Here is a 22,297-nt window from a genome sequence, read left to right as displayed (position 1 = left end):
GAGACCCCAGCTTTCGCTGGGGCGACGTTCATTTGTGACCGGCCGCCGGCCGATCCTTCTTCTTGTACATCGCGAGCATCCGCGCGGTGACCGCGAAGCCGCCGAAAATGTTGACGCTGGCCAGCACCACCGCGAGCAGGCCCAGCCATTTCGAGGTCGCGCCTGTGCCCCCGATCCCGATCGCCGCGCTGGCGATCAGCGCGCCGACGATGATCACCGACGAGATCGCATTGGTCACCGCCATCAGCGGCGTGTGCAGCGCCGGAGTCACCGACCAGACGACGTAATAACCGACGAACACGGCCATTACGAAGATCGAGAGGATCGAGATGAAGTCCATGCCGCCCTGCTCCTTTTACTTTTTCACGCTCGGCCCGATGCCGCGATCATCGATCGGGCGGTCGATCCGAATCTTTAAATGTTTGTCGGCGTCCATGGCGAGCAGGGTATAGCGCCCGCCGGCCATGTCGATGGTCTGGCCGATTCCCGAGAAACAGCTCTTGCCGGACTCGAGCAGCGGACGCCCCTTCATGTCTGTGATGCCGACATGGAGGCAAATGGTGCGCGTCCAGTCAGCAATGACCTGCTGCTGCGCCCTTTTCGGCAGGAGGTCGACATCAACCGCAGCGATATTGACCGGGTTCGTGGTTCCGACGCCATTGCGATACCGGTTCATTCCCGACTCGGGATCCGTAATTGTCATAAGCGCCTTGAAGTCGGCGATCATGATCTTCGGGTTAGACAATCCGCCGGTATCAGATTCTTTCAGGCACAAATTGTATTCAAAGCCGTTTAGGTTCGCTTCCGCTTCCTGCGTCGGTGTTTCGGCGGCGCGGTCGTCGAATCGCCAAGTGCAATACCAACCGCTCTCGCCGCCTGCCATCTTGACCAGTAGACCACCCTTGGGCAGCCAGACCTTGGTACCTTCAACCAAATCCCGATCGGTGGCATAAACCGATTGTGGCATCATCACCGCGGAATCAACGACACCGCCATGCTTGTCCAAGCTGAGTTCAGTCCCGGCAACGATGGCGGATTTGGTATCCCATAGCGCGTAAGGAAGTCGCTTGACCGCGACCCAAGGCCGGGAGTCGACAAGCGGAATGTAAATGATGCTCGCGGTTGCACGTGTCGCGAAAAGGCATACCATTCCAACGGCCAGGGTCAGCCCAATTCGGTTCACCCGAGCAATCTCGCGTTCACGACTGCGCCGTCCTTGGTCAGCCGCACCGCATCCCCGATCTCCTCGTCGAGCACTGGCTTACCCGCTTCCTTGTCCCAGAAGGTCGACAAGAAATTGTACAGGTTGCGCGCAAAGAGCGCCGAGCTGTCGGTAGCGAGACGCGAGGCGACGTTCTTGTGTCCGACGATGCGGACGCCGTGCTTCTCGACGACTTCACCCGCGACCGAGCCCTCGACATTGCCGCCGCTTTCGACCGCGAGATCGACGATCACGCTGCCCGGACGCATCGTCGCGATCTGGGCGTCGCTGATCAGCCGCGGCGCGGGACGGCCGGGGATCAACGCCGTGGTGATGACGATGTCCTGCTTGGCGATATGGCCGGAGACCAGTTCGGCCTGCGCCTTCTGATATTCCTCGCTCATCTCGGTGGCATAGCCGCCCGACCCTTCGCCCTCGATCCCGGCGACATTCTCGACGAAGATCGGCTTGGCACCGAGCGACTGGATCTGCTCCTTGGTCGCCGAGCGCACGTCGGTTGCCGAGACCTGCGCGCCGAGGCGCCGCGCGGTGGCGATCGCCTGGAGGCCGGCAACACCCACGCCCATCACGAAGCATTTGGCCGCCGAGACGGTGCCCGCCGCGGTCATCATCATCGGGAACGCCCGGCCATATTCGGCCGCCGCGTCGAGCACCGCCTTGTAGCCGGCGAGGTTCGCCTGGCTCGACAAGATATCCATCGACTGCGCACGGGTGATGCGCGGCATGAATTCCATCGCCAGTGCTTCGATGCCGGCGGCAGCATAGCCGTCGACCCGCGCGCGTTCGCCGAACGGGTTGAGCCCGGCGACCAGCCAGGCGCCCTTGGCGGCGTCCTTCAGATCGGCCGGATCGGGCCCCTGGATGCCGAGCACGATATCGGCGCCCTTGAGCACCGCTGCCCGCGTTCCGATCGTCGCGCCCGCCCCTTCATAGCCGGCGTCGTCATAGCTGGCGGCAGCGCCTGCGCCCTGCTCGATCGCGACCTGGGCTCCCAGCGCGACGAACTTCTTGACCGTTTCCGGAGTCGCCGCGACGCGGCGCTCGCCCGAAGCGGTTTCCCGCAGGACGGCGATCTTCACCCGGGGCTTACTTGTGACCGGAGGAGATGAGCCAGATCACGATCGCCGCGATCAGGAAGCACCCCACCGCACCATATTTGAGCATCCCGAGCACCGAGTGATACGTCGATTCGTGTGCCTTCATGTCGGTCTGGTCGGCCATGCCGCAATTCTCTCCGCCCTGATTGTGCCGCGGTCTTAGCCAGCACCGCCCTTCGCCTCAAGCCCGCAAGCGTTAAGTTAGCGCCCGCATACGCTTAAGCTCACCTTTACCCCCTTCGCCTATGGTTACCCGATGAACAGGGAGCAGAAGAGGGCGGGATGACGCGCAACGGACAGCGCCTCCTGATGTTGATCGACGACGAACCCGCGCAGCGCCGTCTGGTTTCGGCGATTGCCGCGCGGCGCGAATGGCGTTCGGTGTTCGCCCCCGACGGAGAAACCGCGATCGCCATGCTCGGTACGCAGGACGGGATGCAGCTCGACGCGATCCTGCTCGACAGTTTCGGCCCCGAAAGCGAGGCCGAGGCGCTGATCAAGGAATTACGCGCCCGGCGTCCGCAACTCCCCATCTTGATGCTCACCGCCAACGGCTCGGTCGCGCAAGCGGTTGCCGCGATGCGCGCGGGCGCCACCGATTATCTGGTCAAGCCGTTCGCGTCCGAGCGCCTGTTGTCGGCGCTCGAAGCGGTCATCGCCGGCACCGACGCCGGCGAACTGCGCCCATTGACCGAAAAGATTCCCGCCTTGCTCGGCTTCGACGAGATCGTGGGTGCGTCGCCCGATTTCCGCGCGGCATTGGCGATCGCGGCCAAGGCGGCACGCGCCCGCGTGCCGGTTCTGATCGAGGGTGAAAGCGGCGTCGGCAAAGAAGTCGTCGCCGAGGCGATCCATGCCGCCTCCCCGCGCGGCAAAAAGCCGATGATCGCGATCAATTGCGGCGCGATCCCCGCCAACTTGGTCGAAAGCGAGCTGTTTGGGCACGAAAAGGGCGCCTTCACCGGCGCGTTCGAGCGCAAGATCGGCAAGTTCGCCGATGCCGATGGCGGCACCCTGTTCCTCGACGAAATCGGCGAGATGCCGCTCGACGCCCAGGTCAAATTGCTCCGCGTGCTGCAATCGGGCGAAGTCCAGCCGATCGGCGCGCGCCACACGCGGGAAGTCGACGTCCGCGTCATCGCCGCGACCAACAAGCGCCTGATCGAGGAAGTCGAGGCCGGCCGGTTCCGCGAGGACCTCTATTACCGCCTCAACGTCGTCCAGGTGACGATTCCGCCCTTGCGCGAACGAATCGGCGACATTCCCGCACTTGCCCGGCATCTGCTCGCGCGGATCGCCGACCAGCCCGGGCTGCGCCCGCTCGGCATCACCGACGACGCGCTCGCGCTGCTCGGCCGCTATGCCTGGCCGGGCAATGTCCGCCAGTTGCAGAACGCGCTCTTCCGCGCCGCGGTGCTGTGCGAGGGCGACGCGCTGACTCGCGCCGACTTCCCGCAGATCGCCGCGCTCGGCACCGCGCGCGTGCCGACCCCGGGTGGCCAGATGGCGACCTCGGGCGGCGTCACCCTATTCCGCGCCGACGGCAATATGCGGCCGCTGGAAGAGATCGAGGCCGACGTCATCCGCCTCGCCATCGGCCATTATCGCGGCCGCATGACCGAAGTGGCACGGCGGCTCGGGATCGGGCGCTCGACACTGTATCGCAAGCTCGGCGAACTCGGCATCGACAACGCGGCGTGAGGGGTGAACCCCTATCCGGCCTGCGGGGGGAGGAACTGAGCTTTGAACCCCTCTCCCGCTTGCGGGAGAGGGCTTTTGGCACCCGCTTCCGCCATTGCCGCCCCGTCGGACTCACCCTAGTGCCACCCCCATGCGCATCACCGATACCGACATCGCCCTCGCGATGGCTCTGGCCGACGCCGCCGGCGCCGCGATCCGCCCGCATTTCCGCGCGCCCTTCGACGTCGAGATGAAGGAAGACGCCTCCCCCGTCACGATCGCCGACCGCGCCGCCGAACAGGCGATGCGCGCACTACTCGCTGCCGAGGCACCGCGTGACGGCATTTCGGGCGAGGAATTCGGCACGACCGAGGGATCGACCGGACGGCAATGGGTACTCGATCCGATCGACGGGACGCGGGCGTTCATTGCCGGGCGGCCGCTGTTCGGCACCTTGATCGCGCTGGTGATCGACGGCTGGCCGGCGATCGGGATCATCGACCAGCCGATCCTGAAGGAGCGTTGGGTCGGCGCGATCGGGCGCCCGACCCTGTTCAACGGCAAGCCCGCCACGACCCGGACGTGCCGCGAGTTGAGCCATGCACTGCTCGCCACCACCTCGCCCGCCTTGTTCGACGATGCCCAGCTCCATGCCTTCGAACATCTCGATTCGGCGGTGCGCTCGGTCGTGCTCGGCGGCGATTGCTACAATTACGCCACCTTGGCGTCGGGCTGGCTCGACCTCGTCGTCGAAGCGGGTCTCAAACTCCACGACTTCGCCGCGCTCGTGCCGGTGATCGAAGGCGCCGGTGGACGGATGTGCGACTGGTCGGGCGACCCGCTGACGGCGGCCAGCAATGGCGAAGTGGTCGCCGCAGGCGATCCGGCGCGCATCGAGGAAGTGCTGGAGGCGTTGGCCTGTCGGGGCCACTGATTTTTCGCGCAGAGGCGCAGAGAGCGCCGAGGCAGGACGAGCGGCAACGCCGCTCCCTCTTCACAACCGATTCGCATGGGCGCCTGCGGCGAGCAACTCTTCCAACGATCTCTGCGCCCTCTGCGCCTCTGCGCGAACCATAAACCCACAAGCCGAGGTTGCTTTTCCAAGGACTCACGGCTATGCGCGCCCACTTCCGAGCGATGCGGATGAAGTTTGCCCGGCCATCAAGGGCTGCCGCGGCATGCTTGCGCATCGCCATAGAGAAAGGACCAAAATGCCCAAGCTCAAGACCAAGAGCGGCGTGAAGAAGCGCTTCAAGCTCACCGCCACCGGTAAGCTGAAGCACGGCGTCGCCGGCAAGCGCCACCGGCTCATCAGCCACAACGGCAAGTACATTCGCCAGAACCGCGGCACCACGGTGCTGTCGGACGCCGACACCAAGACGGTGAAGGCCTGGGCCCCGTACGGCCTGAACTGAGGAGCTAGACAGATATGGCACGCGTCAAACGTGGTGTGACCACCCGCGCCAAGCACAAGAACATTCTTGAGCAGGCCAAGGGCTATTCGGGCCGCCGCAAGAACACCATCCGCATCGCTCGTCAGGCCGTCGAAAAGGCCGGGCAATATGCGTATCGCGACCGCAAGGTCAAAAAGCGGACTTTCCGCGGTCTGTGGATCCAGCGCATCAACGCCGGCGTCCGCGCCGAGGGTCTGACCTATTCGCAATTCATGCACGGCCTGAAGCTCGCCGGCATCGACCTCGACCGGAAGGTCCTGGCCGATATCGCGATGCACGAGTCGGAAGCGTTTACCGCCATCATCGCTCAGGCGAAGGCGGCACTGCCCCAGGCCGCCTGAGCGACCTGTAGCGAGTGAAGATACGGGGCGTCGGTGGCAACACCGGCGCCCTTTTCTTTTGGTGATCTGGAGGGTGCGCGGGATTGGCACGCTTATCCTCCCCCGCCAGGGGGAGGTGGCGCGCGAAGCGCGTCGGAAGGGGAGGAAGCACCGCCGATGGTTGATCGCAATCCGCCCCCTCCGTCAGCCTGCGGCTGCCACCTCCCCCTGGCGGGGGAGGATTGAAACGATCAGAGCGTCTTCTGATTACTGGTGAGAGAACTGACGTGGTCGAATTACGAGCAATGCAGGATGGCGATTTCGCGTGGCTGCTGGGCGATGGCCCGGCGCCGGCGGAAGCGCCCGCAATCTGCGAGGGCGGCGTGGCACCTCGTGAGGTGGTCGAGCTCATCCGTGGCGTCGCCGCGAAGAACCGCGAGGCCTTGGGCGGCGACGTGGCGTGGCTGGTCGTCGCGGAGGGTGAAGCGGTCGGGATGATCAGCTTCACGCGCCCGCACGACGGCAAGCGTCCGGAGATCGGCTACGGCATCGCCGACAGCCGCCAGGGGCGCGGTCACGCGACCGGCGCGGTCACCGCGCTACTGCCGATCGTACGCATGGCGGGCTTTGACGGCTTGACCGCGGAGACCGGGGTCGACAATCGGGCCTCGCAAATAGTGCTGGAGCGCAACGGCTTCACCCGTACCGGCGAGCGCACCGACCCCGAGGACGGCGACCTCTATCTATGGACGATCGGATTGAACGATGAGTGATCTCGACCAGCTCCAGCGCGACCTGCTCGCGGCGATCGGCAGTGCCGATCTGGCCGGGCTGGAGGACATCCGCGTCTCGGCGCTCGGCAAGTCGGGCAGCGTGACCGGATTGCTCAAGACATTGGGCGGCATGTCGCCCGAGGAGCGCCAGACGACCGGCCCGCGCATCCATGCGCTGCGCGAAGCGGTGAGCGAGGCGCTGACCGGGCGCAAGGCGGGGCTCGAACGCGAAGCGCTCGACGCGCGGCTGGCGGGCGAAACGCTCGACATGACCTTGCCGGTGGATGTCCCGGCGGCCGGCACGGTCCATCCGGTCAGCCAGGTGATGGACGAGCTTGCCCAAATCTTCGCCGATCTGGGCTTCGCGGTCGCGACGGGACCGGAGATCGAGGACGACTGGCACAATTTCACCGCGCTCAACATTCCGGAGTCGCATCCGGCGCGGGCGATGCACGACACTTTCTACTTCCCCGACCAGCCGGACGGGGAGCGCAAGATGCTGCTCCGCACGCACACCTCGCCGGTGCAGATCCGCACGATGGTCAACCAGCAGCCGCCGATCCGTATCATCGCCCCCGGCCGCACCTATCGGTCGGATTCGGATGCGACGCACACGCCGATGTTCCACCAGGTCGAGGGGCTGGTGATCGACAAGGGGATCACGCTCGGCCATCTCAAATGGACGCTCGAGACCTTCCTGAAGGCCTATTTCGAGCGCGACGACATCGTGCTGCGGCTCAGGCCCAGCTATTTCCCCTTCACCGAGCCGTCGGCGGAAGTCGATGTCGGCTACACGATCCAGAACGGCAAGCGCGTGATCGGCGGGTCGGACCATTGGATGGAAGTGCTGGGCAGCGGCATGGTCCATCCCAAGGTGATCGCGGCGTGCGGGCTCGATCCCGACGAATGGCAGGGCTTCGCCTTCGGCTGCGGGATCGATCGGCTGGCGATGCTCAAATACGGCATGGACGACCTGCGCGCCTTCTTCGACGGCGATATCCGCTGGCTCAAACATTACGGCTTCACGGCGCTCGACGTGCCCACGCTGAGCGGGGGAGTAGGGGCATGAAGTTCACGCTGAACTGGCTCAAGGAGCATCTCGACACCCAGGCATCGCTCGACGACATCGTCGAGGCGCTGACCCGCGTCGGTCTAGAGGTCGAGGGCGTCGACAATCCCGGCGAGAAATTGGCGGCGTTCAAGGTCGCGCGCGTGCTGACCGCCGAGCGTCATCCCCAGGCCGACAAATTGCAGGTGCTGACCGTCGATACTGGCGACGGTGCGCCGCTCCAGGTCGTGTGCGGCGCGCCCAATGCGCGCGCCGGGCTGGTCGGCGTGCTCGGCCTGCCGGGCGCGATCGTGCCCGCCAACGGCATGGAGCTCAAGGTCTCGGCGATTCGCGGAGTCGAATCGAACGGCATGATGTGTTCGACGCGCGAGCTCGAGCTGGGCGACGACCATGACGGCATCATCGAGCTGCCGGCCGACGCGCCGGTCGGGACCACCTTCCCCGATTATGCCGGGCTCAACGATCCGGTGATCGACGTGTCGATCACCCCCAACCGTCAGGATTGCATGGGCGTGCGCGGCATCGCGCGCGATCTCGCCGCGGCGGGACTGGGGACGCTCAAGCCGCTCGCCCAGGTCTATCGATACCCCACCCCCGTTCGCCCTGAGCTTGTCGAAGGACGTGGCGAGCTACGTGCTTCGACAGGCTCAGCACGAACGGAAGTTCCTGAGGTCACGGGCGAAGGCCCGGGTCCCGACGTGCGGACCGACGACAGTGCGGGCTGCCCGGCCTTCTACGGCCAGGAAGTGCGTGGCGTGACCAATGGCGCCGCCCCCGAATGGATGCGCCGGTTCCTGACCGCGATCGGGCAGAAGCCGATCTCGGTGCTGGTCGACATCACCAATTTCGTCTCGGTCGATCTCGGCCGGCCGCTCCACGTCTATGACAAAGCCAAGCTCTCGGGCGGCCTGGTCGCGAGGCGCGCCAAGGCGGGCGAGCAGGTGCTGGCGCTCAACGGCAAGACCTATACGCTCGACGAGACGATGACGGTGATCGCCGACGATGTCGCCGTTCACGATATCGGCGGCATCATGGGCGGCGAACATTCGGGCGTGTCCGAGACGACCACCGACGTGGTCATCGAATGCGCCTATTTCGACCCCGACCATATCGCGCGGACCGGGCAGAAGCTCGGGCTGACCAGCGATGCGCGCCAGCGGTTCGAGCGCGGCGTTGACCCGGCGTTCCTCGACGACGGCCTGGCGATCGCGACCAAGCTGGTGCTCGATCATTGCGGCGGGACGGCGAGCGAGATTACGCGAGCGGGCGAACCTCCGCTCACACTGCGCACGATCGGCTACGATCCGTCGCGGGCGGAGACGCTGGGCGGCCTCGCCGTCGCGCCCGAGCGGCAGAAAGACATTCTCGAGCGCCTCGGCTTCTCGGTCGACGGCGACTGGCAGGTCACGATCCCGACCTGGCGTCGCGATATCGACGGCTCGGCCGATCTGGTCGAGGAAGTCATCCGCATCGAGGGGATCGACAAGGTCCAGCCGGTGCCGCTCGACCGCGCGCCCGGCGTGGCGCGCCCGACCGCGACGCCCGAGCAGAAACTCGAACGCAAGCTGCGGCGAGCCGCCGCGGCGCGCGGGCTCGACGAAGCGGTGACCTGGAGCTTCCTGAGCCAGGCCGAGGCCGACGCGTTCGGCGGCGGCGCCTGGAGCCTGGCCAATCCGATCAGCGAGGACCTCAAGGTCATGCGCCCGTCGCTGCTGCCCGGCTTGCTGTCGGCGGCGGCGCGCAACCTCAATCGCGGCGCGGGCAGCGTGCGGCTGTTCGAACTCGGCCGGCGCTATCTCGCCGAGGCCGAGCGTCCGACTTTGGGCGTGGTGCTGGCGGGTGACCGCCGCCCGCGCGGCTGGCAAGGCGGCAAGGCGCAGGGTTTCGACGCGTTCGACGCCAAGGCCGAAGCGCTGGCGTTGCTCGCCGCCGCGGGTGCTCCGGTCGACAACCTCCAGGTGATGGGTGACGCGGGCGAGACCTGGCATCCCGGCCAGTCGGGGACGTTGCGGCTGGGCCCGAAGACCGTGCTCGCCGCGTTCGGCATGCTCCATCCCTCGACCGCCAAGGCGTTCGACCTCGACGGCCCGGTCGCCGCGGTCGAACTCTATATGGACGCGATTCCGGGCAAAAGGTCGTCGGGCTTCATGCGCCCGGCCTATGCGCCACCAGCGTTGCAAGCGGTCAAGCGCGACTTCGCTTTCACCGTCCCCGCCGGCCTGACCGCCGACGCGCTGACTCGTGCGGTGCGCGGATCGGACAAGGCCGCGATCACCGCCGCGCGCGTCTTCGACCTGTTCGAGCGTGACGGCGTGAAGTCGATGGCGATCGAAGTGACGCTGCAGCCGAGCGACAAGAGCTTCACCGATGCCGACCTCAAGGCGGTGGCGGACAAAGTCGTCGCCGCGGCGGAGAAGCTTGGGGCAACGCTTAGGGGTTAACCTGCCCCGTTCGTGCTGAGCCTGTCGAAGCACGTTTGGGAGACACACGCCCTTCGACAAGCTCAGGGCGAACGGATGGAGAAACGGACGATGCGAACAGCCCTGATCACCGGCGGAACCTCGGGCATCGGCGAGGCGGCGGTACGCGCGTTCGTCGCCGCCGGCTGGCGCGTGATCGCGACCGGGCGGCGCAAGGAACGGCTCGATGCGCTGGTCGCCGAGCTTGGCGCCGACAAGGTGCATCCTGCGGTGTTCGACGTGCGTGACGAGGCCGCGCGCGACGCGGCGCTCGACGCGCTACCGGCCGAGTTCAGCGCGATCGACCTGTTGATCAACAATGCCGGGCTCGCGCTTGGCACCGCGCCGGCGCAGTCCGCCTCGCTCGATCAATGGAAGACAATGATCGACACCAATGTCACCGCTCTGGTGTCGCTGACGCGCAAGCTGCTGCCCGCCTTGGTCGAGCGCAAGGGCGCGATCATCAACATCTCGTCGGTCGCGGCGACCTATCCCTATACCGGCGGCAATGTGTATGGCGGCACCAAGGCATTCGTGCACCAGTTCAGCCTGGGGCTGCGCTCGGACCTCGCCGGTACCGGGGTACGCGTGACCTCGATCGAGCCGGGTATGGTCGAGACCGAATTCACCCTGGTCCGCACCGAGGGCAACCAGGAAGCATCGGACAAGCTCTATGGCGGCGCCAATCCGATGACCGGCGAGGATATCGCGAACACGCTGCTATGGGTCGCCCAGCTGCCGCCGCACCTCAACATCAACACGATCGAGCTGATGCCCGTCAGCCAGTCCTTCGCCGGGTTCCAGGTCGCGCGCGGCTGAAGGTTTCGCGCGCAGGTTTCGGGTTGCGCCGGATCGCCAGCGCAACGACACGGGCGGGATGACCGACTCCGACTTCACCGCGATGATGCACGCCGCCCAGGCGGCAATCGACTATCGCCGCCGCATCGCCACGGCGGAGACCACGCCCGCCGCGACCTATGCCGAGATCCTGCCAGCGTTCGACGCGCCGGTGCCCGAGCAGGGCGGCGATGCCGACGCGATCATCGCCGAGCTGATCGAGCGAGCGACGCCGGGAATCCGCGCCTCGACCGGGCCGCGCTTCTATGGCTGGGTGATTGGCAGTTCGCACCCGACCGGGGTCGCCGCCGACTGGCTGACCGCCGCCTGGGGACAGAATGCCGGCAATATCCTGGCCGCACCCGCCGCGAGCGCGGTCGAGGCAGTCGCGGCGCGCTGGCTGCTCGAGCTGCTCGGCCTGCCCGGCGAGGCATCGGTCGGCTTCGTCACCGGCGCGACCGTCGCCAATTTCGTGTGCCTCGCCGCGGCACGGAGCGAAGTATTGCGCCGCACCGGTTGGGACGTCGAGGGCGACGGCATGTTCGGTGCGCCGCCGATCACCGTATTGATCGGCGCCGACGCGCACGCCACGGTGTTTTCAGGGCTCAAATATCTCGGCCTTGGCGCAAAGCGAGTGACATGGGTCGCGACCGACGACGCGGGGCGCATGCTGCCGAGCGCGTTCGAGACGGCGTTGAAGGCGGCGCCGGGGCCGATCATCGCGATCGCCCAAGCTGGGCAGATCAATAGTGGGGCGAGCGATCCGTTCGCCGCAATCGCACCGATGGCCCGCGAGGCGGGCGCGTGGCTGCATGTCGATGGCGCGTTCGGATTGTGGGCACAGGCCAGCCCGCGCTACTCGCACCTGACCCAGGGCGTCGAGCTCGCCGACAGTTGGGCGACGGACGGACATAAATGGCCGCAGACGCCGTACGATTCGGGGTTCGCGATCGTCCGCGATGCCGAGGCGCATCGCCGCGCCATGGCGATCTCCGCCAGCTATCTTCCGCCCGCCGAGGGCGCCGAGCGCGACCCCTCGGCCTATGTCCCCGAACTGTCGCGCCGTGCACGCGGGTTCGCCGCCTGGGCGATGATCCGCCAATTGGGCCGCGAAGGGATAGCCGAGATGGTCGAGCGCTGTTGCCGCGTCGCGACCCGGATCGCCGAGCGCGTCGCCGGCGAGCCGGGAATCGCGTTGGTGATGACGCCCGAGCTCAATCAGGTGATGTTCCGCTTCGGCGATGACGACGCGGCAACGCTCGCCACGGTGCAGCGCGTGCAGGACGATGCGATCGCCTGGATCGGCGGCGCTCTATGGCACGGCAAATGGGTGATGCGCGTGTCGGTCAGCTCGTCGGCGACGACCGAGGCGGATGCGGACCTGACCGCGGAGGCGATCGTTTCCGCCTGGCGGGCGGTGCGCGACGCGGGAGAGGCATGATGAGCGATGGCCTGATCGAGATCGGCAACGACCGGCTGTCGGCGGCGATCAACCCGCTCGGCGCCGAACTCACGCATCTGCGCGACGCCGATGGCCGCGAGCTGATGACCGATGCCGATCCGGCCTTTTGGACCGGGCACGCCCCGATCCTGTTCCCGATCGTCGGGCGGCTGAACGGCGACACGTTGCGGCTCGATGGCCGCGACTATGCGATGAAGCAGCATGGCTTCGCGCGGCGCCAGACGTTCGATCTGGCCGCACGCACCGCCACCAGCGCGACGTTTCGACTGACCGCCAATGACGAGACACGCGCCTGCTATCCGTTCGAGTTCGCGTTGGAGGTGGGTTTCACGATCGACGCGGTGACGCTGACCATCGATGTGCGCGTGTCTAATCCCGGCGCGGCGCCATTACCCGCGAGCCTGGGCTTTCACCCCGCCTTCGCCTGGCCGCTTCCTTATGGGCGGTCGCGCGATGAGCATCGCATCATCTTCGCCGCCGACGAACCCGGGACAATCGTCGAGCTTGCCGACGGGTTGTTCGCGGCGAAGCGCCCATCGCCGCTCGACGGCCACATCCTCCACCTCGTCGATGACCTGTTCGCTGACGACGCGTTGATCTGGGATCCGATCGCGTCGCAAAGCGTGACCTATGGCGCAGCCGACGGCCCGCAGCTCAAGGTCGATTTTCCGGACACGCCCTATCTCGGCATCTGGACCAAGCCTGGTGCCGCCTTCGTTTGTATCGAGCCCTGGCACGGCCATGCCGATCCGGCCGGCTTTACCGGCGAGTTCCGGACCAAGCCCGGCGTGTTCGAGGTCGCGCCGGGCGGCGACTGGACATGTTCGATGGCGATAACGCTCGAAGCCTGACTCCTTGCCGATGGCGCGGCGCTCGCCATATCGCGCGGGACACGGAGGGGGATCGGGGATGCTGATCGCGCTGATATCTTTATGGGCCGCGCTGCTGATGGCCCAGGGAACACCGATCGGGAATCGCCTGCATCGCTTGTTGGTCGAAGCGCCCGCGCGACGCCTGTCGCGGATCGGCCGCGGCCAAATCCTGTTCGGACTGCTCACTCTCTCCATCATCGTTAGCGTGATCTGGCTGCTCGACAATGACGGGCGGATGCTCGTCACGATGGGCCTGCCCGATTTCCTGGGCTTCGCCACGGCGATCGACCTGTCGGCGTTGCTCGATCTTGCCGCGGTAGCCGTTATCGCGGCGACGACGATCCGTTTCCGCGCCGCCGGCGCCTGGATGCGGCAGAAGATCGCGCCGCGCCGACCGCGCGTCCGCCGGCCGCGCGGGCAGCGGCTGCATCGGCCCGCCAATGACGACGAGGACCGACGAGCCCTCGCCGCCTGACGCCGCTCAGCTTGCCGGTAGCGCCGCCACACCCTAGGAGCCGCGCACCATGAGCATTTCCGACCGCCGCACTTTCGCGATCATTTCGCACCCCGACGCCGGCAAGACCACGCTGACCGAAAAGCTGCTCTATTTCGGCGGCGCCATCCATCTGGCCGGCGAGGTCAAGGCGCGCGGGCAGACCCGACGCGCGCGCTCAGACTGGATGAAGATCGAGCAGCAGCGCGGCATCTCGGTGACCAGTTCGGTGATGACGTTCGAGAAGGACGGCATCACCTTCAACCTGCTCGACACGCCGGGGCACGAGGACTTTTCCGAGGACACGTATCGCACGCTGACCGCGGTCGATTCGGCCGTCATGGTGATCGACGCCGCGCGCGGCATCGAGGCGCAGACGCGCAAATTGTTCGAGGTCTGCCGGCTGCGCTCGGTGCCGATCATCACCTTCGTCAACAAGGTCGACCGCGAAGGGCGCCCACCGTTCGAACTGCTCGACGAGATCGCCGACGTGCTGGCGCTCGACGTCGCGCCGATGAGCTGGCCGGTCGGCATGGGTGGGCAGTTCCAGGGCGTGCTCGATCTCGTCACCAACAAGGTCAGCCGGCCCGAGGGCGACAGCCGCGAATTTCTCGGCAAGGTCGACGACGCGCCCGAGCTGCCGATCGACATCGCCGAGGAAGTCGAATTGGCGCAGGCCGGCTATGCCGCGTTCGACGCCGACGCCTATCGCCATGGCGACCTTACGCCGGTCTATTTCGGATCGGCGCTCAAGGATTTCGGCGTCGCCGAGCTGATCGCCGCGCTCGCCGATTACGCCCCGCCGCCGCGGCCGCAGCCGGCCGAGCCGGCGCCGGTCTCGCCCGATTTCGACGAGGTCACCGGCTTCGTGTTCAAGGTCCAGGCGAACATGGACCCGCAGCATCGCGACCGCATCGCATTCATGCGACTGTGTTCGGGTGTGTTCAAACGCGGCATGAAGCTGACCCCGACCGGCCATGGCAAGCCGATCGCGGTGCATTCGCCGATCCTGTTCTTCGCGCAGAATCGCGAGGTCGCGGACGAAGCCTATCCCGGCGACATCATCGGCATTCCCAATCACGGCACGCTGCGAGTCGGCGACACCTTGTCCGAGCGCGCCGATGTGCGCTTCACCGGGCTGCCCAATTTCGCCCCAGAAATCCTGCGCCGCGTCGTGCTCAAGGACCCGACCAAGACCAAGCAGTTGCGCAAGGCGCTGGACGACATGGCCGAGGAAGGCGTGACCCAGGTCTTCTATCCGGAGATCGGGTCGAACTGGGTGATCGGCGTGGTGGGGCAGCTTCAGCTCGAAGTGCTGATCAGCCGGCTCGACGCCGAATACAAGGTCGCGGCCGGGCTCGAGATGGCGCCGTACGAGACCGCGCGGTGGATTTCGTCGGACGATCCGGTGGCACTCAAGCAATTCCTCGACGTCAACCGCGGCGCGCTGGCCAAGGATCGCGACGGCAATCCGGTGTTCATGGCCAAGACCGCCTGGGAAGTCGGCTATGTCGCCGAGCGCTATCCCAAGGTGAAGTTCGCCGCGACCCGGGAGCGGTAGCGGCAGCGAGCGCGGGCGGGCGCCGGTACAGCGAAGCTATAAAGCCGCGAAACTTTTGGTGCGGTTGCGAAGGCCGGGCGCATCGCTATAGCCGCCAGCGACCATCAGGAGCCCATCATGCAGCCTTCCGCCGCGCTCGCCCGCATCAAGCCCTCGCCGACGCTGGCGATCACCAGCCGCGTCCTCGAACTTAAGCGCGCCGGTGTCGACGTAATTGGCCTGGGCGCGGGCGAACCCGATTTCGACACGCCCGACTTCATCAAGGAAGCCGGGATCAAGGCGATTCGCGACGGCAAGACCAAATATACCAATGTCGACGGCACGCCCGAGCTCAAGGAAGCGGTGCGGCTGAAGTTCCAGCGCGACAACCAGCTCGACTATGCGATCGACCAGATCACGATCAACGCGGGCGGCAAGCACACCTTGTTCAACGCCATGGTCGCGACGATCGACCCGGGCGACGAGGTCGTCATCCCCGCGCCTTATTGGGTGAGCTATCCCGACGTCGTGCTGTTCGCCGGCGGCACCCCGGTGTTCGCCGCGGCCGGCGCCGCGCAGAACTACAAGCTCAAGCCCGAACAGCTCGAAGCGGCGATCACCGCCAAGACCAAATGGGTGATCCTCAACTCGCCGTCCAACCCGACCGGGGCCGCCTATAGCGAAGCCGAATTGAAGGCGCTGGGCGAAGTGCTCGAGCGTCACCCGCATGTCTGGATCTATGCCGACGACATGTACGAGCATATCGTGTTCGACGATTTCAAGTTCACCTCGATCGCCCAGGTCTGCCCGTCGCTCTACGACCGCACGCTGACCGCCAATGGCTGTTCCAAGGCCTATGCGATGACCGGCTGGCGGATCGGTTTCGCCGGCGGCGCACCGTGGCTGATCAAGGCGATGTCCAAGCTGCAGTCGCAATCGACCAGCAACCCCTGTTCGATCGCGCAGGCGGCGAGCGTCGCCGCGCTGACCGGCGACCAGTCGTTCCTGAAGGACAATGCCAAATTGTTCGAGCATCGCCGCGACCTGGTCGTGTCGATGCTCAACCAGGCGACCGGCATCACCTGTCCGCGGCCCGAAGGCGCCTTCTACGTCTATCCCGAATTCTCCGCGCTGATCGGCAAGACCACGCCGGGCGGCCGGACAATCGCGACCGACGAGGATTTCGTCACCTATCTGCTCGATGACGCCAAGGTCGCGGCAGTGCAGGGCGAAGCGTTCGGCCTCTCGCCGGCGATGCGGATCAGCTACGCGACGTCGGACGAGCTGCTGCGCGAAGCATGCGAGCGCATCCAGACGGCGTGCGCCGCGCTGCGTTAGGAATGTCTCCTACCGCGAAAGCAGGAACCCAGGACCACTGACTGGGCTCCTGCTTCCGCACGAGCGCGTAAACCACTCCTTCAACCCAACCCCAGATGAACGGACCGGCCAGAGAAAGTTCAGGCCCGGAAACCTATCGTTTCAATCATCAGGGTTGAAGCGGAGGGCGCAAACGCCGATTTCGCACCCGCAACAATGGGACAAGAGCCATGAAGGCCCTCCTCACTTCCTCGTTTTTCTGGCGGTTCGTCGGTGGCTTCGCTTTGGGCGGAGTCGGTGTGATGACGCTGCACCCGGCAGGCGCGCAGACCGCGCCGCAGGCGCCTGCGGCCGTCGCCCATCTGGCGGATTGAAACCTTGGGGCGCCGTGTTCCGTACCTATATCATCGGAACAACGGAGCCCCCCGTATGATCAAATATGTCTTGCCGCTTGCCGCCGCCGGTGCGCTGGCCGCGGCGATCTTCACCAGCCCCTTCGCCCATGCCGAACGCGCGGTGCCGATCCCGGCGCCGGCACACGACGTTCAACCGACCGTGAAGCCCAATGTCGCGGTTCTCGCCGGCGGGTGTTTCTGGGGCATGGAGGCGGTGTTCGAACGCGTCAAAGGCGTGACCAACGTCACCGCGGGCTATGCCGGCGGCACCGCCGCGACCGCGACCTATGACCAGGTGTCGACCGAGGGAACCCGCCATGCCGAGGCGATCCGGGTGACCTATGATCCGCGTGTCGTAAGCTACGGCACGTTGCTGCGCATCTATTTCTCGGTCGCGCACGACCCGACGACGCTCGACCGCCAGGGTCCCGATCGCGGCACCAGCTATCGCTCGGCGATCTTCCCGCAGAATGCGGCCCAGCGCGCGGTGGCGGCGGCGTATATCGCGCAGCTCGGCCAGGCGAAGGCCTATCCGCGGCCGATCGTGACCAAGATCGAGACCGGCGGCTTCTATCCGGCCGAAGCCTATCACCAGCATTTCTTCGACAAGAATCCCAACCATCCGTACATCGTGGCGTGGGACAAGCCGAAGGTGGCGGCGTTCAAGGCGGCGTTTCCGGCGCTGGCGAAATAGGCTCGCAACGGAAGAGCTCCTTTTCCTGCGGTAGCCGACTCAGACCCACCCATCCCAACCGTCACCCCGGGCTTGTCCCGGGGGCCAACGGGCAACCAGCCCAGGACAAGAGGCTCCTGCTTTTCGCCTGCCTGCGCGTTGGATGCCGGGACAAGCCCGGCATGACGGTGTTTGGTTGGGTAGCGCCTCCCTACGCCGCCAGCGGAAACCGCAGCAACCGATCGGCTACCGGCACCAGTGCCTCACCGCACCGGCCCACCGCGCGGACGATTTCGGGATGATGGACGTCGAGCCCGCCGGTCAGCGACCCGAATGCCGGCAGTATCAGCTTGGTCCCGGTCGCGACGAAACAGCGTCTCGACACCAACCGGCCGCGCACGCGGACGCGCAATTTGGGGTGGAAATGGCCCGATAATTCAGGCCGCAAGTCGCGCGGATCGGCCTCGTGCCGCAGCACCAGCCCGTCGATCTCGGCCTCGTCGACGATCTCGCCGCCGCACGGATCGGCCATGGCATGGTCGTGGTTGCCGATGACCCAGACGAAGCGATGCGCGGCGGTGAGCGCGCGCAGCCGGTCCTGTTCGGCCACCGGCAGGCGCTCGCAGCCGCGCGAGTCGTGAAAACTGTCGCCGAGGCACCAGATCTCTGCCGGATCCCTCGCCGCCACCGCGCTTTCCAGCGCCGCCAAGGTCGCCGCGCTGTCATAGGGTGGCAGCATCTGGCCGAAGCTCGCGAACCAGCTCGCCTTCTCGAAATGCAGGTCGGCAACGATCAGCGCACGCCGCGCGGGCCAGTACAGCGCGCCATCGGACAAGGCCGCGAGTTGATGACCAGCGAACGAAAAGGGAACCATTCCCCATCCATGCCGTAATAGCAGGGCGCGATCAATGGCTTGCGGCAGCGCAACAAAAGGCCCTTGATCGCCGCGTCAACAGGCGTAAAGCGCGCCGTCCTTTCCGGCAGGCCCATCCGACTCCATGTCAGCAGCCATTTCACCCCAACAGACGATGTCGAAAAAGGCGCTTGCCGCGCTGACGATCGGCGCGATCGGCGTGGTGTTCGGCGATATCGGGACGAGCCCGCTCTACGCGTTTCGCGAGGCGCTGAGCCAGGCCGCGGCCGATGGCCTGACCGCCGACGAGATTCTCGGCGTGCTGAGCCTGGCTCTATGGTCGCTGATCCTGGTCGTCTCGATCAAATACGTCACTTTCCTGATGCGCGCCGACAATCAGGGCGAGGGGGGCGTGCTTGCGCTGGCGGCGCTGGCGCGGCGCGCGCTGGGTTGGCGGTCGCGCATCGCGCTGGTGCTGGGCGCGGCGGGCGCGTCGCTATTCTATGGCGATGCGATCATCACGCCGTCGCTGTCGGTGCTGTCGGCGGTGGAGGGTCTGCGCACCATTCCCGGTGGCGCCGATGCGATCGGCGAGCACACGATCCTGGCGGTCACCATCGTGATCCTGATCGGGCTGTTCCTGATCCAGTCGCACGGCACCGCACGCGTGTCGGGACTGTTCGGCCCGGTCTGCGTCTTGTGGTTCCTGGTGATCGGCGGACTCGGCCTGTATCATATCGCCGACGAGCCCGGCATCTTGTGGGCGATCAACCCCTATTATGCCGCCGATTTCCTGGCGACGCATGGCGTGCTCGGGCTGTTCGTGCTCGGCGCGGTGTTCCTGACGGTGACCGGGGCCGAGGCACTGACCGCCGACATGGGCCATTTCGGGGCGAAGCCGATCCGCCTCGGCTGGTTCCTGCTCGCTTTCCCGGCACTGTGCCTCAATTATCTGGGACAAGGCGCTTACACGCTCAACAGGCTCGAAGCGGTGCAGGCGACCGGTCAGAAATGGGAGAATGCCGACTGGTTCTTCCTGATGGCGCCCGAGACCGTTCGACCCTTGCTCGTCATCCTGGCGACGCTGGCCACGATCATCGCCAGCCAGGCGGTGATCACCGGCGCCTATTCGCTGACGCAACAGGCGGTCCAGCTCGGCTTCCTGCCGCGCCTCCGCGTGCGCAACACCTCCGCCGATTATGCTGGCCAGATCTATCTGCCGTCGATCAACTGGCTGTTGCTGGTCGGCGTGCTGGTGCTGGTGATCCAGTTCCGCACCTCGTCGGCGATGGCGGCGGCCTATGGCATCGCGGTGACGGGCACGATGGTGATCACTACCCTGCTCGCCTATGTCGTGGTGCGGCACAGCTGGCATTGGCCGCGCCATTGGGCGCTGGCGCTGATCCTGCCGTTCCTGACGCTCGACCTGATTTTCTTCGGCGCCAACATTCTGCGCGTGATCGAAGGTGGCTGGGTACCGCTGGTGATTGCGGCCGTAATCGGCCTGGTTATCTTCACCTGGGTGCGCGGCAAGCGGATCGTCAAGACCTTCGAGCAGCGCCAGAGCGTGCCGCTCGCCGATCTGGCCGCGGCGCTGGCACGGCGCGCGCCCGAACGCGTAGAGGGCACCGCGATCTTCCTGACTGGCAATCCCGACAGCGCGCCGGGGGCGTTGCTCCACAATCTCAAGCACAACAAGGTGCTGCACGAGGTCAATCTGGTCGCCTCGGTGCGGACCACCGACCGGCCGCAAGTGCCGCCCGAGGAAAGGTGCGAGGTCAAACGGATCGACGACAATTTCAGCGTCGTCATCCTGCGCTATGGCTTCATGGAGACGCCCGACGTGCCGCGCGCGCTGGGCGAGGCGGCCAAGGCCGGGCTGATCGCGCTCGACCCGATGAAGGCGAGCTATTTCATCGGCCGCAACACGCTCAAGCCCGATGCCGAGGTCGGCATGCCGTTATGGCAAGACCGCATCTTCATGTTCCTGCAGCGCAACGCCAGCGACCCGACCGACTTCCTCCATATCCCGCCGGGCAAGGTGCTCGAACTCGGCGAGCAAGTGACGGTCTAGAATCGTTTTCAGCTTCGCTGAATCGGCGCCGGCCCGCCCTCGCCTCCAGGCGCATTGGGTGGATTTTGTCAGACAATTGACTTACTGAACCCCGACCGTGCGCCGGGACGCGCGTCGAGGGGAGAGAACGGTGGAAGCAATCCGGCTGGCGGTATCGAGCAAGGAAATGGCAGCGTGAGCGGCCCGACGATCGACCGCCGCGCGCTGTTGCTGGGGACGGGCGCGGCCGCCGCGGCGCCGGCCATCGGGCGCACCCGCACGGCGCGCCCGAGCGCCCCGCTCGCGCCGACGCCGCCGATGGGGTGGAATAGCTGGAACAGCTTCGCCACCACGATCAACGAAGCCCAGGCGCTCGAGACCGCGACAATCATGGCGGCCAAGCTGAAGCCGGTCGGCTACGACATCTTCACCATCGACATTCAGTGGTACGAACCCGGCGCATCGAGCTACACTTATGCCGCCAAGCCAGTGCCGACGATGGACGGCAATGGTCGCCTGCTTCCCGCGCCCAATCGATTTCCGTCGAGTGCGGACGGACGCGGCTTCGCGCCGATCGCGACGCAAGTCCACCGACTGGGGCTCAAGTTCGGCATCCACTTGATGCGCGGCATCCCGCGGCTGGCGGTCGAACGCAATCTGCCGGTGCTCGGCACACGCTACACCGCGCGCGATATCGCCGACACTGCCAGCATCTGCCCGTGGAATCCCGACATGTACGGAGTCGATATGACCCGGCCGGGCGCGCAGGCCTATTATGACAGCGTCTTCCGGCTCTATGCATCATGGGGCGTCGATTTCGTCAAGATGGACGACATGAGCCGCCCCTATGATGCCCATGCGCCCGAGATCGAAGCTGCGCATCGCGCCATCCTGGCGACCGGTCGGCCGATCATCCTCAGCCTCTCGCCTGGCGAAACGCCGGTGGTCCGCGGCGATCATGTCCGCCGTTATGCGCAGATGTGGCGTATCTCGGACGATTTCTGGGACGAATGGCCGCTGTTGGAGGCGCAGTTTACACGGCTGGAGAATTGGAACCCGCACCGCTCGCCCGGCTGCTGGCCCGACGCCGACATGCTGCCACTGGGCCGTCTCGCGCTCGGACAGCGCGACACCAAATTCACGCCCGACGAACAACGCACGCTCATGACCTTGTGGTCGATCGCGCGCTCGCCGCTGATCATGGGCGGCGACCTGCGCCACCTCGACCAGGCGACGCTCGACTTGCTGACCAATCCCGAAGTGATCGCCGTCAACCAGCAGTCGCGCGACAACCGCCCGCTCTTCCTTGCCGACGACACGCGGTTATGGTCGGCGCGTCATCCCGCCGGCGACACCTATCTCGCGCTGTTCAACACCGCTGGAAAATCGCGCGACATATCGATCGCCCTCAGCCAGCTCGGCTTGCGCGGCACGGTGCGCGTGCGCGATTGCTGGGCGCGCGCCGATGCCGGGACGGCGACGGGCCGGATCGCGCGAAACGTGCCTTCACATGGTGCGGCGCTGCTGCGTCTGAGCGGGCTATAACCAGCGGTGACTTAGCTGCGCGTGAGGGCAATAATCCCTTCTGGATCGCGTGTTGAACCACTGCGCCGATCGAGACGGCACGACCGACTTCTTACATATCCCGCCGTGCAACATGCTCAAGCTGGGCGAGCAGGTGACGATGCAGAGTATTTGGGAGGCCGAACTTCCCTCTCCCCTTGTGGG

Annotated in this window: 22 protein-coding genes; 17 read left to right on the top strand and 5 right to left on the bottom strand. The window is 66.1% G+C overall.

Going from position 1 to position 22,297, the window contains the following annotated elements; translation table 11 throughout:
* Window positions 1–28: 28 nt before the first annotated feature.
* The 4 genes from SMA01S_RS10170 to SMA01S_RS24160 are packed head-to-tail and all read right to left on the bottom strand — an operon-like array spanning window position 29 to window position 2,443.
* On the bottom strand, window positions 29–340 hold the full coding sequence (locus tag SMA01S_RS10170; protein ID WP_066588195.1) for a proton-translocating transhydrogenase family protein: 312 nt from the start codon (window positions 338–340) through the stop codon (window positions 29–31).
* A gap of 15 nt (window positions 341–355) precedes the next feature.
* Window positions 356–1,183, bottom strand: coding sequence for a hypothetical protein (locus SMA01S_RS10165; protein ID WP_157093891.1), 828 nt, complete (start codon window positions 1,181–1,183; stop codon window positions 356–358).
* Window positions 1,180–2,301 carry a Re/Si-specific NAD(P)(+) transhydrogenase subunit alpha gene (locus SMA01S_RS10160; protein WP_066821096.1) on the bottom strand — a complete coding sequence of 374 codons (1,122 nt, stop codon included), beginning with the start codon at window positions 2,299–2,301 and terminating at the stop codon, window positions 1,180–1,182. Before SMA01S_RS10160 ends, SMA01S_RS10165 begins: the two co-directional genes overlap by 4 nt.
* Window positions 2,302–2,308: 7 nt before the next feature.
* Window positions 2,309–2,443: an aa3-type cytochrome c oxidase subunit IV gene (locus tag SMA01S_RS24160; protein WP_084239282.1), complete on the bottom strand. Its 135-nt coding sequence runs from the start codon at window positions 2,441–2,443 to the stop codon at window positions 2,309–2,311.
* A gap of 158 nt (window positions 2,444–2,601) precedes the next feature.
* Here SMA01S_RS24160 and SMA01S_RS10155 point away from each other — a divergent pair, with 158 nt between their 5' ends.
* The 15 genes from SMA01S_RS10155 to msrA all read left to right on the top strand — a co-directional run bounded on the left by SMA01S_RS10155 (window position 2,602) and on the right by msrA (window position 17,684).
* The gene (locus SMA01S_RS10155) at window positions 2,602–4,020 is read left to right on the top strand and encodes a sigma-54-dependent transcriptional regulator (RefSeq protein WP_066821095.1); all 1,419 of its coding nucleotides are present in this window, start codon (window positions 2,602–2,604) and stop codon (window positions 4,018–4,020) included.
* A 130-nt stretch (window positions 4,021–4,150) separates the two neighbouring features.
* A complete protein-coding gene (gene hisN, locus SMA01S_RS10150; protein WP_066821094.1) occupies window positions 4,151–4,933 on the top strand; it encodes a histidinol-phosphatase in 783 nt (260 codons plus the stop codon).
* A gap of 277 nt (window positions 4,934–5,210) precedes the next feature.
* Window positions 5,211–5,414, top strand: a complete 204-nt coding sequence (rpmI, locus tag SMA01S_RS10145) for a 50S ribosomal protein L35 (protein WP_066588206.1) — start codon at window positions 5,211–5,213, stop codon at window positions 5,412–5,414.
* 14 nt (window positions 5,415–5,428) lie between these two features.
* Window positions 5,429–5,794, top strand: a complete 366-nt coding sequence (gene rplT / locus SMA01S_RS10140; RefSeq protein ID WP_066588209.1) for a 50S ribosomal protein L20 — start codon at window positions 5,429–5,431, stop codon at window positions 5,792–5,794.
* A gap of 266 nt (window positions 5,795–6,060) precedes the next feature.
* Window positions 6,061–6,546: a GNAT family N-acetyltransferase gene (locus SMA01S_RS10135; RefSeq protein WP_218016869.1), complete on the top strand. Its 486-nt coding sequence runs from the start codon at window positions 6,061–6,063 to the stop codon at window positions 6,544–6,546.
* Entirely contained in the window at window positions 6,539–7,615 is a 1,077-nt protein-coding gene (gene pheS, locus SMA01S_RS10130; RefSeq protein WP_066821090.1) for a phenylalanine--tRNA ligase subunit alpha, read from the top strand. Before SMA01S_RS10135 ends, pheS begins: the two co-directional genes overlap by 8 nt.
* Window positions 7,612–10,056 (top strand): phenylalanine--tRNA ligase subunit beta, encoded by a 2,445-nt coding sequence (gene pheT / locus SMA01S_RS10125; protein WP_066821088.1) that lies wholly within the window; start codon window positions 7,612–7,614, stop codon window positions 10,054–10,056. The genes pheS and pheT overlap by 4 nt, the downstream gene beginning before the upstream one ends.
* 90 nt (window positions 10,057–10,146) lie before the next feature.
* The gene (locus SMA01S_RS10120; protein WP_066821388.1) at window positions 10,147–10,893 is read left to right on the top strand and encodes an SDR family NAD(P)-dependent oxidoreductase; all 747 of its coding nucleotides are present in this window, start codon (window positions 10,147–10,149) and stop codon (window positions 10,891–10,893) included.
* 58 nt (window positions 10,894–10,951) lie between these two features.
* The gene (locus SMA01S_RS10115; RefSeq protein ID WP_066821086.1) at window positions 10,952–12,352 is read left to right on the top strand and encodes a pyridoxal phosphate-dependent decarboxylase family protein; all 1,401 of its coding nucleotides are present in this window, start codon (window positions 10,952–10,954) and stop codon (window positions 12,350–12,352) included.
* A complete protein-coding gene (locus SMA01S_RS10110) occupies window positions 12,352–13,224 on the top strand; it encodes an aldose 1-epimerase family protein (protein WP_066821386.1) in 873 nt (290 codons plus the stop codon). The genes SMA01S_RS10115 and SMA01S_RS10110 overlap by 1 nt, the downstream gene beginning before the upstream one ends.
* Window positions 13,225–13,282: 58 nt before the next feature.
* Entirely contained in the window at window positions 13,283–13,720 is a 438-nt protein-coding gene (locus tag SMA01S_RS10105; protein WP_066821084.1) for a hypothetical protein, read from the top strand.
* A 49-nt stretch (window positions 13,721–13,769) separates the two neighbouring features.
* Window positions 13,770–15,299 (top strand): peptide chain release factor 3, encoded by a 1,530-nt coding sequence (locus SMA01S_RS10100; RefSeq protein WP_066821082.1) that lies wholly within the window; start codon window positions 13,770–13,772, stop codon window positions 15,297–15,299.
* 117 nt (window positions 15,300–15,416) lie between these two features.
* Window positions 15,417–16,616 (top strand): pyridoxal phosphate-dependent aminotransferase, encoded by a 1,200-nt coding sequence (locus SMA01S_RS10095; protein ID WP_066821071.1) that lies wholly within the window; start codon window positions 15,417–15,419, stop codon window positions 16,614–16,616.
* A 209-nt stretch (window positions 16,617–16,825) separates the two neighbouring features.
* Window positions 16,826–16,969 carry a hypothetical protein gene (locus SMA01S_RS24835; protein ID WP_169804225.1) on the top strand — a complete coding sequence of 48 codons (144 nt, stop codon included), beginning with the start codon at window positions 16,826–16,828 and terminating at the stop codon, window positions 16,967–16,969.
* 55 nt (window positions 16,970–17,024) lie between these two features.
* Complete coding sequence (msrA, locus tag SMA01S_RS10090) at window positions 17,025–17,684, top strand: peptide-methionine (S)-S-oxide reductase MsrA (RefSeq protein WP_066821069.1); 660 nt, start codon at window positions 17,025–17,027, stop codon at window positions 17,682–17,684.
* A gap of 190 nt (window positions 17,685–17,874) precedes the next feature.
* Here the strand turns inward: msrA and pdeM are convergent, their stop codons facing one another.
* Complete coding sequence (gene pdeM, locus SMA01S_RS10085) at window positions 17,875–18,537, bottom strand: ligase-associated DNA damage response endonuclease PdeM (RefSeq protein WP_066821067.1); 663 nt, start codon at window positions 18,535–18,537, stop codon at window positions 17,875–17,877.
* Window positions 18,538–18,661: 124 nt separating this feature from the next.
* On the opposite strand from pdeM, the gene SMA01S_RS10080 reads away from it, so the two are divergent.
* Together SMA01S_RS10080 and SMA01S_RS10075 are read left to right on the top strand one after the other, a co-directional pair.
* Complete coding sequence (locus SMA01S_RS10080; protein WP_066821065.1) at window positions 18,662–20,590, top strand: potassium transporter Kup; 1,929 nt, start codon at window positions 18,662–18,664, stop codon at window positions 20,588–20,590.
* A 297-nt stretch (window positions 20,591–20,887) separates the two neighbouring features.
* Entirely contained in the window at window positions 20,888–22,114 is a 1,227-nt protein-coding gene (locus tag SMA01S_RS10075) for a glycoside hydrolase family 27 protein (RefSeq protein ID WP_084250233.1), read from the top strand.
* Window positions 22,115–22,297 lie beyond the last annotated feature (183 nt).

Origin of the sequence: Sphingomonas mali NBRC 15500, assembly GCF_001598415.1 — a bacterium.
Taxonomy (GTDB): domain Bacteria; phylum Pseudomonadota; class Alphaproteobacteria; order Sphingomonadales; family Sphingomonadaceae; genus Sphingomonas; species Sphingomonas mali.
Note: the sequence above shows the minus strand (reverse complement) of the source record. Positions and strands in the feature narration are given on the sequence as shown.

Excerpts from the sequence above, each read along its gene's own strand:
- SMA01S_RS10115 (WP_066821086.1), top strand. The coding sequence starts at position 10,952 with ATGACCGACTCCGACTTCACCGCGATGATGCACGCCGCCCAGGCGGCA.
- SMA01S_RS10100 (WP_066821082.1), top strand. The coding sequence starts at position 13,770 with ATGAGCATTTCCGACCGCCGCACTTTCGCGATCATTTCGCACCCCGAC.
- SMA01S_RS10095 (WP_066821071.1), top strand. The coding sequence starts at position 15,417 with ATGCAGCCTTCCGCCGCGCTCGCCCGCATCAAGCCCTCGCCGACGCTG.
- SMA01S_RS24835 (WP_169804225.1), top strand. The coding sequence starts at position 16,826 with ATGAAGGCCCTCCTCACTTCCTCGTTTTTCTGGCGGTTCGTCGGTGGC.
- SMA01S_RS10110 (WP_066821386.1), top strand. The coding sequence starts at position 12,352 with ATGAGCGATGGCCTGATCGAGATCGGCAACGACCGGCTGTCGGCGGCG.
- SMA01S_RS24160 (WP_084239282.1), bottom strand. The coding sequence starts at position 2,443 with ATGGCCGACCAGACCGACATGAAGGCACACGAATCGACGTATCACTCG.
- msrA (WP_066821069.1), top strand. The coding sequence starts at position 17,025 with ATGATCAAATATGTCTTGCCGCTTGCCGCCGCCGGTGCGCTGGCCGCG.
- SMA01S_RS10080 (WP_066821065.1), top strand. The coding sequence starts at position 18,662 with ATGTCAGCAGCCATTTCACCCCAACAGACGATGTCGAAAAAGGCGCTT.
- pheT (WP_066821088.1), top strand. The coding sequence starts at position 7,612 with ATGAAGTTCACGCTGAACTGGCTCAAGGAGCATCTCGACACCCAGGCA.
- pheS (WP_066821090.1), top strand. The coding sequence starts at position 6,539 with ATGAGTGATCTCGACCAGCTCCAGCGCGACCTGCTCGCGGCGATCGGC.
- SMA01S_RS10120 (WP_066821388.1), top strand. The coding sequence starts at position 10,147 with ATGCGAACAGCCCTGATCACCGGCGGAACCTCGGGCATCGGCGAGGCG.
- SMA01S_RS10155 (WP_066821095.1), top strand. The coding sequence starts at position 2,602 with ATGACGCGCAACGGACAGCGCCTCCTGATGTTGATCGACGACGAACCC.
- SMA01S_RS10170 (WP_066588195.1), bottom strand. The coding sequence starts at position 340 with ATGGACTTCATCTCGATCCTCTCGATCTTCGTAATGGCCGTGTTCGTC.
- SMA01S_RS10075 (WP_084250233.1), top strand. The coding sequence starts at position 20,888 with ATGGGGTGGAATAGCTGGAACAGCTTCGCCACCACGATCAACGAAGCC.
- pdeM (WP_066821067.1), bottom strand. The coding sequence starts at position 18,537 with ATGGTTCCCTTTTCGTTCGCTGGTCATCAACTCGCGGCCTTGTCCGAT.
- hisN (WP_066821094.1), top strand. The coding sequence starts at position 4,151 with ATGCGCATCACCGATACCGACATCGCCCTCGCGATGGCTCTGGCCGAC.
- rpmI (WP_066588206.1), top strand. The coding sequence starts at position 5,211 with ATGCCCAAGCTCAAGACCAAGAGCGGCGTGAAGAAGCGCTTCAAGCTC.
- rplT (WP_066588209.1), top strand. The coding sequence starts at position 5,429 with ATGGCACGCGTCAAACGTGGTGTGACCACCCGCGCCAAGCACAAGAAC.
- SMA01S_RS10105 (WP_066821084.1), top strand. The coding sequence starts at position 13,283 with ATGCTGATCGCGCTGATATCTTTATGGGCCGCGCTGCTGATGGCCCAG.